An 11,599-nucleotide genomic window follows, 5' to 3' on the forward strand; every position below is an offset into this window, starting at 1 on the left:
GATGAGGCGGCCGAGGCGGTGAGGTCCGCATCGGCCTCGGTTTCCGTGAGCAACTCGACGAACGCGGGGGCCACCCAGTCCCCCGCCAGGTCCACGCGCCGGGCGTCGGGGAACAGTGCGGGGCCGGGCGCATCCGACCCGGCCCAGGCGACCAGTCCGTCCTCGTACGCCAGCGCGGTGGCGTCTCGCGAAGCTGGGGTGAGGACGCGGCCTCCGGTGGCGAGAGTTGCAGGCATGCCCGCCAGTATCCCCGAGCGTCGACGGTGGCGCGGAACACGTACACCCGTCGTGCTGTTCTAGGCTCGGTGCCCATGACGGACTCCCACTCCCACGCCGCCGCCGACCCGCTGAGCCTCCGGTTCCCCGGCGGACGGCTGCGGCCCGAGGACTGGACTGCCCTGGCGCAGGTGGCGGGCGAGAACGGCAGCGAACTTCGCCTCTCGCTCAGTGGCACCGTTCAGATTCTCGGCGTGCAGGACGTGGCCTCGCACCGCGAGCAGGTGTTCGCCGCCGGGCTCGCGCCGGGTACCGCACATCACCGCGTGCGGTCGATCCTGTCCTCTCCCCTGGCCGGCCGGCTCGCAGGCCGTCACGATCTCGGCGATCTGCCGCATCGGCTCGAAGACCTCCTGCTCGGACGCGCGGACGTCGAGGCGCTGAGAAGTGACTTCGTGTTCGGATTCGACGACGGATCCGGGGATGTCCTCGCCCACCGCCCAGACCTGGCGGCGGTGGCTGAAGTACCCGATCAGAGCTCCCCCCAGCGGTCGGGTGCACTGCACCTTCGACTGCATGTCCGTGGACGCGACACCGGGCTCCGGACGTCGATGGCCGACGTGGCGACCGTCCTCGTGGAGGCGGCTGCCGCCCTGGGTGCGAGCGCGGATCGGTCAGACGGAGTTGCAGGCGGCGGTGGGGTGGATGACGACGTCGTCGTCGTACTCTCTAACCACCCTCGCACCTCCCCCGCGCCGACCGGCGACTCCGGCACCGACAGATCGGATATCCCTACTTCTGTAGAGGTGCCGACGGTGGGCTGGGTGGACACGACGGACGGGCTCGTCACCCTCCTGGCCGTGGTCGCAGACGGGGTGGTCCCCGCTCGCCTGGCCGAGTTCCTCGGCGCGATCGAGCGGCCTAGCACCATCTCGGCGGACCGGGTGATCGGCGTGCACGGGCTCACCGAGGGCATGGCCGAGCAGGTCGTGCGCGTCCTCGCCCCGATGGGGATGATCTTCGACGCGACCTCGACCTGGGCGCCGACGCGCAGGTGACTCCTGCAGCCGGAGCCCGGAGCACCGGGAGGGGCGGCGTGTGGACCGCCCCTCCACGGGCGGACAATCAGCGTTTCATCAGCGCGAAAACTCCCCAGAGCTCAGTCCGCCGCGACCCGGGAACCGAAGCGCGCCACCAACCACCGCGCCGCGTCGGAGACCGAGTGCACCGTCTCCGGCACTCCGGCACCCTCGACGGAGGCGCTGCTGTTCGGCCGCTCCACCATGACCACCGGGATGTGCAGCGCCCGTGCCGCCTCGAGCTTCGCCTCGCTCGTCTGCCCGCCGCTGTCCCGGGTGACCAGCACGTCGATCCGGTGGCGGGCCATCAGCGTGCGCTCGGACTCGACGCCGAACGGCCCCCGGTCCAGCACGAGCAGGTAGCGGTGCGGGAGCGGACCGGGCGGGGGCTCGGAGCACCTGATCAGGTAGGACCCGCGGGAGTCGTCCGCGAAGTCCGAGGCGCCGAGCTTGCCGACCGTGAGCATCGGACGGCGGAAACGCTTCTCGACCTCGGCCACGGCAGCCTGCATGTCGGGGACCCGGATCCACTCATCCCCGTCGGACTCGGACCACGGCGTCCGCTGTAGGCGTAGGAGCGGCAGGCCCGTTGCGGCGGTGGCCACGATCGCATCGGAGGAAATGCGTTCGGAGAAGGGGTCGGTCGCGTCGATCACCGCGGTGACGGCGTTCTCGCGCAGCCAATGGGTGAGGCCGGGCGCGCCACCGAACTCACCGATGCGGACCTCGCCACGGGGCATTCGCGGCCGGGCGACCTTACCGGCCAACGCCGTGACCACCTCCAACCCCGCGGTGACCAGCAGGTTCGCCAACTCGCGGGCCTCGCTGGTGCCGCCCAGGACGAGGATCAGACCGGGGCTGGCGCCGCCCGCTCTCCTCCCGGAGGGCGCGCTATCAACCGGTCCTCCGGATGTGGCCGCGGGAGACTGGCCGTCCGCGCCCTGAGCCTCGCAGGACGGGCCGAAATCCGGGTGACCGATCCCGGGCACGAGCTCGCTGGTGATCCCATCGGCGGTGAACATGCTCGACAGTTGTGCAGCCTCGGCGTGCTGACCGGGGTCGCCGGCGAACAGGACCACCACTCGATCGTTGCGGGCGAGGGCGGCACGGACCTCGCCGAGAATCTGGTGCTCCGTGAGGTCTGTGGTGTCCACGACCTTCGCGGTGGGCGAGACCAGTGACAGTGACTCTCGCGGAACCTGACCGTGCGCATAGAGACAGGTGCCGCTCATCGCGAGCAGGCGCGATGCCCGGACCGTGAGCAGGTCCACCGGGCCCGGCCCCACTCCGACGAGGTGCACCGCGGCAGGGGCGTCGGAGGCTCTCCCCTGCGATCCGGTCGGGCCGGTCACCGCGGCATCCGACGCCAGATCGGCTGGGGCACCGCCCGCGCGACGGCGAACATCACCCGTAGCTGCCACGGGATCCACACGACGCCCGCGCGACGCGCCAGGACCCGCTCCACCACGGCGTCGGCCACCTGGTCCGGCGTCGAGGAGAACGGTGCCGGATCCATGCCCTCGGTCATGCGGCCGATCACGAAGCCCGGGCGCGGGATGATCAGCGTGACCCCGGTGCCGTGCAGCGCATCCGCCATGCCGGAGGCGAAGCCGTCGAGGCCTGCCTTGGCAGAGCCATAGACATAGTTGGCGCGCCGCACCCGCTGCCCGGCGACGGACGAGAACGCCACGAGCACCCCGCTCCGGCGCGGTTTCATCCGCTCGGCCAGGGTCGTCAGCAGCGCGGCCTGTGCCACGAAGTCGGTGTGCAGGATCTGCGCGGCGGCGCCGGCGTCACGCTCAGCGACCTCCTGATCGCCGAGGATCCCGAAGGCGAGCACCGCGATGTCGACGGGGCCGACCCGGGACTCGATCTCGTCCACGAGGCCCCCGTGGGTGCTGAGGTCGTCGGCGTCGAAATCCACGAACTCGACCGCGATCGCCCCGGCGGACTCGAGCGGAGCGGCGAGTGTGGAGACGTCGCCGCCCGGCCGAGAGGCCAGGACGATGGTGCGGCCGGGCGCGAGGCGATGTGCCACGGCGAGGCCGATCTCACTGCGACCGCCGAACACGACGACGGTCTCACCACCGGGCCGGGAAGACGATGATGCGGCATTGGGCATGTGCCCAGTGTTTCACGCAGTCGCTCGTGTGCGGCCTCCACGGGGCACTGCCGACCATTTCCGTTGCTGTGGCAGGCTCGGATCCATGGCGCACTCACTGGCAGAGCTGTCTGACGAGGCTCACGAGTTCCTGTCGACCTACCATCTCGGGACGCTGACCACCCTGCGCGCCGATGGTTCACCGCATGTGGTGGCCGTGGGCTTCACCGTGGACTCCGAGGGCGGCTTGGCCCGGGTGATCACGAGGCAGGGCTCCCAGAAGGCGCGGAACGCGCAGCGGGGTGGCCGCGCGGCGGTCTCGCACGTCGACGGCGGCCGATGGCTGACCTTCGAGGGACCGGTCCGGCTGCTCACCGACGCCGCGGCCGTCGCCGAGGGCGAGCGGCGCTACGCACTCCGGTACCGGGAGCCGCGGCCGAACCCCGAGCGCGTGGTGGTGGCGATCGAGGTTGATCGCGTCCTCGGCTCGGCCCAGATGTTCGTCGACTCCTAGCCACAGCTATCGACAGTTCGACGCTGGCCGCCCGACCCCGCCAGCAGGTCCCAGCCTAGAGGGCCCGCAGGCCGCGCTCGCCGTTGTTGAGGTCGCGACGACCGTCGGCGGTCACCGCGACGATGTCCTCGAGCCGAGCGCCCCACTGGCCGTCGAGGTAGATGCCCGGCTCGACGGAGAAGGTCATGCCCTCGGCCAGCACAGTGTCCGCGCCCGGGGCGACGAACGGCGGCTCGTGCAGTCCGAGCCCGATGCCGTGGCCGGTGCGGTGGATGAACCTCTCCCCCAGACCCGCCGCCGCCAGATGCTCGCGCGCGGCCGCGTCGACCTCGCCGATCGCCACCCCCGGTCGCACGGCCTCGCGCGCCAGCCGCTGCGCCTCCTGCAGCGCGGCGTACTCCTCGGTGACCTGCGGATCCGGCTCGCCCATCGAATAGGTGCGGGTGCAGTCGGAGTGGTAGCCGCTCGGCAGCGGACCGCCGATGTCCACCACAACGATGTCGCCCTGCTGCACCACCCGATCCGACACGCCGTGGTGCGGGTCGGCTCCGTGTTCCCCGGCGCCGACAATCACGAACTCGGCGTGCGTGAGCCCCTCGGCCTCGATCGCGGCCGTGATGAGCTCACCGACCTCCGCCTCGGTCCGCCCCACCTGCAGGAACTCCCCCATCCGCGCGTGGACGGCATCGATGCGACGGGCGGCCTCGGCGAGTTGCTCCACCTCGCCTGTGTTCTTGACAGCCCGGACGTGATCGATCACCTCGGAGGCCAGCACCACCTCGCCGTCGACGCTCTGCTGCAGCGGGACCAGGTGCAGGGCCGGCATCGCGGTGGACACCGCCACCCGCCCGGACACCTTGCCCGCAACGAGCGCCACCGCATCGGTCCCGTCCGACCACGGGTGGATCTCCGCGCCGATACGCCCGGCGGCGTCCCGCACCGGATCGGTGAGTTCCAGGGACGGCAGGACCAGCAGCGGTTGGTCACCTGCGGCGGCCACAACCAGTGCGGTGAGCCGCTCGTGGGAGTCGAGTCGCTCGCCGGTCAGGTAGGCCATGTCCTCGCCGGAATAGACCACCACGTGATCGATCCCGATCTCGCGCGCGCGGGCGCGGACGGCGTCGAGGCGATTCGGGTACAGGTCCGGGGTGTCGGCGTTCATGTCCTCCACAGTAGGCCGACCGCCACCCCGCTCGCCCCCGGCGGCGGCTAGCCTGGCGGGGTGTTCCCGTCCCCGCCCGGTCACAAGGAGGCGCCATGTCCCAGGGTCCGTTGATGGTTCTCGACAGCGCGGGACTGTGGTTCCGGGCGTTCCACTCCGTGCCGGACAAGATCACCGGCCCCGACGGCGCCCCCGCCAACGCACTGCGTGGGTTCTGCGACATGGTGGCCGTGCTGGTCGAGGAGTACTCGCCGACGGGCCTGGTGGCGGCCCTGGACCGTGAGTGGCGGCCGACCTGGCGCGTAGAGTTGCTGCCGTCCTATAAGGCGCATCGTGTCGGCGACGACGGCGAGGAGGACGCCCCCGAAGCGTTGGCGCCGCAGGTGAATTCGATCCGCGAGGTCTTGTCCGCGGCGGGCATCACCCAGGCGTGGGCCCAGGACGCGGAGGCCGACGACATACTGGCCGCACTCTCCGCTCGCGACCGGGAGGTTCTCGTCGTCACCGGCGATCGCGACCTCTTCCAGCTCGCCTCCCCCACCACCACCGTCGTGTACGTGGGCGCGGGCATGAAGAAGCGTCTGGCCTACACCCCGGAGGTCGTGGCGGAGCGGTTCGACCTACCCGTCGGGGTCGATGCCGCCGTGTACGCGGACTACGCCGTGCTCGTGGGTGACGCCTCCGACGGCCTGCCCGGTGTCGCCGGGGTGGGCACAAAGACCGCCGCGACCCTGCTGCGTGAGTACGGCGATCTCGACGGGATCATCGCCGCCGCGAACGATCCGGGTTCGGGCCTGACCGCCCGCCAACGAAATGCGATCCAGGGCGGCGCGGACTACCTGGCCGCGGCGCGCGGGGTGGTCCGGCTGGGTGGCCGAGAGTTCGCGCTGGAGTTCGACGGTGACACCGAGGGCCGGCGCGGTCCCGTCGACACCGCGGCCCTCGACGAGCTCGGCCGGACGACCGGCCAGGCGCGGGCGATCGACCATCTGGTCGAGGCCACCAAGGACCTCGCGACGACATAAGGCTTGGCCAGGTCGGGGCTCGGTCAGTTCATGGCGCGGTCAGGCCATGTGGTCGAGCACGACGCCCCGACGAAGCGCGCCGACGGCCGACCGGGCGGTGCGTGCGAGCTCGGGTTCGGCCACCTGACCGATCTGCGCGAGCACGTCCAGCACCAGGCGGGCTGACCGGACGAAGTCGCCTGCCGTCAGCTCCACGCCCTCCTGCCACGACGCCGCCAGGATTGAGGACAGGGCCCCGCCGGAGACCCAGTGATGCATCACCGGGGCCAGCCCGGCGTCCAGGTCGGGGGTCGTGGGGAGTCGATGATCCCGCTCGACGCCGGCGACGTCCTTGGCCACACTCTCGGTCTCGGTGAGTGCGACACGAAGGGCCTCGTCCGAGGGCTCACGGACCGCCGACTCGGTGCGCGGATGCGCGACGACGGTGGCAACCATGGCAGCCAGTCCGGCCTGATCGAGAACACGCCACACACCCCGGCGCAGGCACTCCGACACGAACAGATCCTGTTCGGTGTGGATCCCCGCCAGGAGCCGACCCGCGTCGGTGGCGCGCAGTGCGCCATCGACCTCCTCCAGATATCCGAGCTGGTCGAGCAGCTCGACGATGCGGCGAAACCGGCGGGCCAGGGAGTCGGCGTCGGCGTCGAGTTCCGCGTTCATGGCCCTCACGTCAGCGTCGGCCTTGGCCCACCGCTCGTGTAGCCGTGCGAGCTTGTCGATGCGTGGATCGTCGTGAAGCGGGTGCTGCCGCACCGTGCGGCGGGCGGCCGCGATGCGGGGGTCCTTGCGTACCGGCTTGTCGCCCGACTTCTTCAACCGTGCCTTGGCCTTGCCCCGCAGGTGCTCCATGCGCTGGACGAGTGCACGCTTGGCGCGGCTGTCGAGTTTGCGCCGGCCCTTGGGCAGGTCGACCCTGCCGACAGGGATCGGCGGCGCCGCGAAATCGTGCTGCCCGAGCCAGCCGATCCACCCGGTGTCGGTGAGGCACAGCAGACCCGGGTCGGACTGGATGTCGGTCCGGACCTGCAGGACGGTCGCGACCATCCCGAACCGTTTGCGGCCGACGGTGATGACCGAGCCGGCGGTCTGCTTGAGCATTCCCGCCCGGACAGCGGACAGTCGATCGTCCTTGGACGACTTCTCTGCTTTGCGCTCGAGTCGGCTCAGTTCCGCACGGGCGGCCATGTACTCGTCGAGTTCCTCGTCGCCGCCGGCCTCGACGAGGCTCGCGCGCATCCGGTCACGCTCGTCCTCTCGCCGGCTGATAGCGCGAGACCGGGACACCAGGGTCCGGTCCGTCTGGAACTGCGCGAACGAGCGGCCGATCAGGGAGGTGGCCTCCTCGACGCCGCGCTGCTCGACGAGGTTGACCGCCATCGAATAGTCGGGCGCGAACGCACTGCGTAGCGGGAACCGAGGAGTGTCCACGAGCGCGGACAGGGCATCGAGGTCCAGATCCGGCTGTGACAGGACCACGGCCGTGCCCTTGGTGTCGATCCCTCGCCGGCCGGCTCGGCCGGTGATCTGCGAGTACTCGGCCGAGGTGAGCATCGCGTGGGTTTCGCCGTTGTACTTGGTGGTCTTCTCCAACACGACCGCACGGGCCGGCATGTGGATACCGAGCGCGAGGGTCTCGGTGGCAAAGACGACCTTGATGAGCCCGGCGGAGAACAACTCCTCCACGACCGTCCGGAACAGCGGCAGCATGCCGGCGTGGTGTGCCGCGATCCCGCTGACGAGCCCGGCGCGGAAGGCCTGGTAATCGAGCGCATCGAGATCGTGCTGCGGGACCTGGGCGCAGGCCGCGTCCACGTGCGAAGCGATCCGGCGGGCCTCCTCGCCGGTGGTCAGCCGGAGCCGGGCCCGACGCATCTGGGCAACGGCGCCGTCGCAGCCGGCGCGGGAGAACACGAAGTAGATGGCCGGCAGCAGGCGCTCGTCATCCAGCCTCTCGATGACGTCCTGGCGCCGGGCCCACTGGGCGCGCTGGCGGGAGGCGACCCTCTCGTCGTGGTATCCGGAACGGCTGCGGCGTTGTTGTTCCGCAGCCGCCCGGACCGGGATGAGGTCTCCATCGGTGTAGAGCATGTGAGCCAGTGGGACGGGCCGGTGATCCGACAGCACGACCGCGGTGTCGCCGCGGATCTCCGTGATCCAGTCCCCCAGCTCGTCGGTGTTGCTCAGGGTGGCCGAGAGCCCGACGAGACGCACGGCCGGATCGAGGGTGAGGATGATCTCCTCCCACACCACGCCGCGGGAGCGGTCCCCGAGGTAGTGGATCTCATCCATCACCACGCAGTCCAGGTCGTGCAGGGCCGACGAGCCACCGTAGATCATGTTCCGCAGCACCTCGGTGGTCATTACCACGATCGGTGCATCCGCGTCGATGGAGTGATCACCGGTGAGCAGTCCGACGTTCTCCGCGCCGAAACGTTCGCGGAACTGCCGGAACTTCTGGTTGCTCAGCGCCTTGATGGGCGTGGTGTAGAAGCAGCGGCCTCCACTGCTGAGCGCCCGGAACGCGGCGTACTCGCCGACCAGCGTCTTGCCCGATCCCGTGGGCGCTGAGACGAGCAGGTTCCGCCCGGCGTCCAGGGCGGCGAACGAGTCGAGCTGGAACGGATCAGGGGTGAACCCCTCCCCGGCGAGGAACGTCTCCAGGGTGTCCGGCGTGCCGGCGGCGTCAGATGATGTCGTCATACAGCGACCCGCCGGCAGCAGGTGCCTGGAGCGGGCTGGCAGTGGTTGCGGGTGAACCGCCGGCCGGGGCCGACGTGCGGACGGGTGCGGGACGCTCCAGCGGGCCGGAGGATCCGAGGTCGCCGGAGGCACCGATCCCACTGGCCGCCTCGATCGTGGATGCCGACTCGTCATCGACGTCCAGCCACTCGGCCTTGGACTTCTTCTTGCGCTTGTCGTGGATGCGCGCGAACTGGATCGCCCCCTCGACGAGGAGGGTGACCGCCAGTGCGAGGGCAAGCATCGAGAAGGGGTCCTGCCCGGGCGAGGCGACCGCCGCGAACACGAAGATGCCCATGATGATCCCGCGCCGGGACTTGGCGAGAGCCTCGTAGCTCACCACACCGGCCACGTTGAGCATGGCCAGCAAGAGTGGGATCTCGAAGCTCACCCCGAAGATGAGGATGAGCTGGATGAGGAACGTGAAGTACTGGCTACCGGACAGCGCCGTGGTCTGGACGTTGTCACCGATCGAGAGCAGGAACTCGAGGGCGTAGACGATCACGACGTACGCCAGGATCGCGCCACCGATGAACAGGACCGCGGCCAGGATCGTGAACGCGACCCCATAGCGCTTCTCGTTCTTGTGCAGGCCCGGGGTGATGAACGCCCACAGCTGGTACAGCCAGACCGGGCTGGACATCACGATGCCGGCCGTCGCCGCCACCTTGAGGCGCAGCATGAACTGCTCGAACGGGCCGGTCGCCAGCAGGCGGCACTCGTCGCCGTCCCCGAGCTGGAGCCGCGCGCCCGGCGGGATGTCGCAGTAGGGGCCGGTGAGGATCTCGCCCAGCGAGGGAATCGGGCCGAGCGAGCTGCCGTACCAGAAGAACCCGAATCCGAGGCCCACGACGATCGCCGCAACCGCGATGAGCAGCCGCTTGCGGAGCTCGTAGATGTGCTCGATGAGCGGCATCGTGCCGTCGGGATTGCGTGGCCGCCGACGACGCTTCGACCGCAGGCGACCGGCGCCCCCCTTCTGGGAGACGCCGGTCGCCGGGGAGCCGGTATCAGTCATTGACGAGAAGACCTACTGTCCCTGTCCACCCTGGTAGGGGGCGGTGGGGTCGGAATACTGCTGCGGCTGGCCCTGCTGCGGTGCGGCGGGCGCCTGCGGCTGCTGGTACGGCTGCGCCTGCTGCTGCGGGGCCGGCTGCTGGTACTGCTGCGGGGCGGCCTGCTGGTACGGCTGCGCCTGCTGCTGCGGCGCGGGCTGCTGGTACTGCTGCGCCTGCGGCTGCGCGTACTGGGCCGCGTTCGGCTGCGCCTGGGTCAATGCCTGCGGCTCGGACTCCGGGTCCTTGTCGTCGTTCTGCATCTCCTTGATTTCCGACTTGAAGATGCGTGCCGACCGACCAAGACCGCGCGCCATCTCGGGCAGCTTCTTGGAACCGAACAGCAACAGAACCACCGCGAGGACGATGAGCCAATGCCAGATGCTCAACGCACCCATGTCAACCTCCGTTTGTTTGACAACGTTTCCATGGTAACGCACCCCGGTGAGGCGATCACACCTCAGACTCCGCCGTTACCTGCGATGACCTGCTAGTTCACCGGGATTTCACGAGTTTGACGCGGGCACTTCTCCCGCATGATCCGGCGTGGAGTCCGCGTAGGCCGCCAGACCGGCGACGGCACGCTCGGCGACCACCCGCGCGAGCTCCGGATCGACCGGGGTCACCACGTCGGCGTGGCCGAGCAGGAAGCGTACGAGCCAGGCCCGGTCGAAATACGCGATCTCGACATCCAGATCGCCGTCCGGGCGGCGCCGGACCGAATGGAAGCCGAACTCGTCGAGGAACCAGGCACCGGCCGCGGGGACAACGGCCCGCTCGATCAGGCGGTCGCGGTTGTCGTCGTCGTCCTGGGGTTCCGGTCCCACCGCGCGGCGCGGCCCCATGTCCTCCACGCGGCTCATCCGATCGGTGCGGAACGTGCGCCAGGCGCCGGAACCACGGTCGACCCCGTGGATGTAGGAGTGGCCGTCGGCGACGGACAGTCGCGCCGGATCCACCACCCGGATCGTCGAGGAATCCGAACTGGCGGAGTGGTAGACGAAGCGCAGGGCCCGGCCCGACCGGACGGCGGTGCGCACAAGATCGGCGTCGGAATGCCCGGTGCCGGAGTCCACCCGCGCGGGGGTGGCGTCACCCCCGGCGGCGGCGCGGAGCGTGCCCAACAGGTCGCGCAGCGCGGCCTGGTCCACCACCTCGGGCCGGTCCAGGAACACCGCCAGACCCGTCTCGAGGGTCACGGCCTCGGCGGCGGTCAGGCGCACCGGACGGTCGATCCCGGCGGTGAACGTCACCTCCACAAGCTCTGCCTCGTCCAGGTCCTCGGCGGAGAACGCCAGATCGATGAGGTCACCGGGACCGTAGCCGGGCAGGCCACAGGACCACAGCTGCCAGAGTGCGTCGCGGAGCTGGGAGTCCTTCAACCCCAGATCGCGGGCGGCCTCTGCGACCGGCACCGCACCACGGCTGTGGAAGTACGGGACCACGCTGAGCAGGGTCGCGAGCGGGACCGAACGTGGACTCATCGGTAGGCCCCCTCGGCGGCGGTGAGAATGGTCAGAACCCGGATGCGGAGTTCGCTCGGGCGCAACGCCACCGCGTCGGCGCCCTGCGCTGCCACGAGCGAGGACAACTCCCCCAGCGGTGCGGAGACGTCCAGATCGGCGCCGCTCGTGCCGAAGCGCGTGGCCGGGGTCTCCGCGCGCGCCATCGCGCGCAGTTCCGCGGCCCGTCCGTCGGCGGCCCACAC

10 protein-coding genes and 2 pseudogenes are annotated in these 11,599 nt (G+C 70.3%); 3 read left to right on the top strand and 9 right to left on the bottom strand.

Features of this window, described 5'->3' with window-relative positions:
• Positions 1–236: pseudogene (locus G6016_RS05660) on the bottom strand (amidohydrolase); the annotation flags it as partial.
• Positions 237–311: 75 nt separating this feature from the next.
• On the opposite strand from G6016_RS05660, the gene G6016_RS05665 reads away from it, so the two are divergent.
• Entirely contained in the window at positions 312–1,274 is a 963-nt protein-coding gene (locus G6016_RS05665) for a ferredoxin-like domain-containing protein (RefSeq protein WP_182631713.1), read from the top strand.
• Positions 1,275–1,375: 101 nt separating this feature from the next.
• On the opposite strand, the gene G6016_RS05670 is transcribed toward G6016_RS05665, so the two are convergent.
• Together G6016_RS05670 and dprE2 are read right to left on the bottom strand one after the other, a co-directional pair.
• Positions 1,376–2,647, bottom strand: coding sequence for a cobalt-precorrin-6A reductase (locus G6016_RS05670; RefSeq protein ID WP_182631714.1), 1,272 nt, complete (start codon positions 2,645–2,647; stop codon positions 1,376–1,378).
• Positions 2,644–3,417, bottom strand: a complete 774-nt coding sequence (gene dprE2, locus G6016_RS05675; RefSeq protein ID WP_182631715.1) for a decaprenylphospho-beta-D-erythro-pentofuranosid-2-ulose 2-reductase — start codon at positions 3,415–3,417, stop codon at positions 2,644–2,646. The genes G6016_RS05670 and dprE2 overlap by 4 nt, the downstream gene beginning before the upstream one ends.
• An 85-nt stretch (positions 3,418–3,502) precedes the next feature.
• Between dprE2 and G6016_RS05680 the strand changes: the two genes are divergently transcribed.
• Complete coding sequence (locus tag G6016_RS05680) at positions 3,503–3,910, top strand: PPOX class F420-dependent oxidoreductase (RefSeq protein WP_182631716.1); 408 nt, start codon at positions 3,503–3,505, stop codon at positions 3,908–3,910.
• Between the two features lie 55 nt (positions 3,911–3,965).
• Here G6016_RS05680 and G6016_RS05685 read toward each other — a convergent pair whose 3' ends face one another.
• Complete coding sequence (locus tag G6016_RS05685; protein ID WP_182631717.1) at positions 3,966–5,072, bottom strand: M24 family metallopeptidase; 1,107 nt, start codon at positions 5,070–5,072, stop codon at positions 3,966–3,968.
• Between the two features lie 95 nt (positions 5,073–5,167).
• On the opposite strand from G6016_RS05685, the gene G6016_RS05690 reads away from it, so the two are divergent.
• On the top strand, positions 5,168–6,097 hold the full coding sequence (locus G6016_RS05690) for a 5'-3' exonuclease (protein WP_182631718.1): 930 nt from the start codon (positions 5,168–5,170) through the stop codon (positions 6,095–6,097).
• Positions 6,098–6,136: 39 nt separating this feature from the next.
• On the opposite strand, the gene G6016_RS05695 is transcribed toward G6016_RS05690, so the two are convergent.
• The 5 genes and pseudogenes from G6016_RS05695 to G6016_RS05715 all read right to left on the bottom strand — a co-directional run.
• Positions 6,137–8,797, bottom strand: coding sequence for a DEAD/DEAH box helicase (locus tag G6016_RS05695; protein ID WP_182631719.1), 2,661 nt, complete (start codon positions 8,795–8,797; stop codon positions 6,137–6,139).
• Entirely contained in the window at positions 8,781–9,854 is a 1,074-nt protein-coding gene (tatC, locus tag G6016_RS05700) for a twin-arginine translocase subunit TatC (protein ID WP_182631720.1), read from the bottom strand. The genes G6016_RS05695 and tatC overlap by 17 nt, the downstream gene beginning before the upstream one ends.
• Before the next feature lie 12 nt (positions 9,855–9,866).
• Positions 9,867–10,289, bottom strand: a complete 423-nt coding sequence (tatA, locus tag G6016_RS05705) for a Sec-independent protein translocase subunit TatA (protein WP_182631721.1) — start codon at positions 10,287–10,289, stop codon at positions 9,867–9,869.
• 108 nt (positions 10,290–10,397) lie between these two features.
• A complete protein-coding gene (locus tag G6016_RS05710; RefSeq protein ID WP_182631722.1) occupies positions 10,398–11,375 on the bottom strand; it encodes a helix-turn-helix transcriptional regulator in 978 nt (325 codons plus the stop codon).
• A pseudogene (locus tag G6016_RS05715) lies at positions 11,372–11,599 on the bottom strand (helix-turn-helix transcriptional regulator); the annotation flags it as partial. The pseudogene G6016_RS05715 and the gene G6016_RS05710, both read right to left, overlap by 4 nt.

Source organism: Dietzia aerolata (assembly GCF_014144865.1).
Lineage (GTDB): Bacteria > Actinomycetota > Actinomycetes > Mycobacteriales > Mycobacteriaceae > Dietzia > Dietzia aerolata.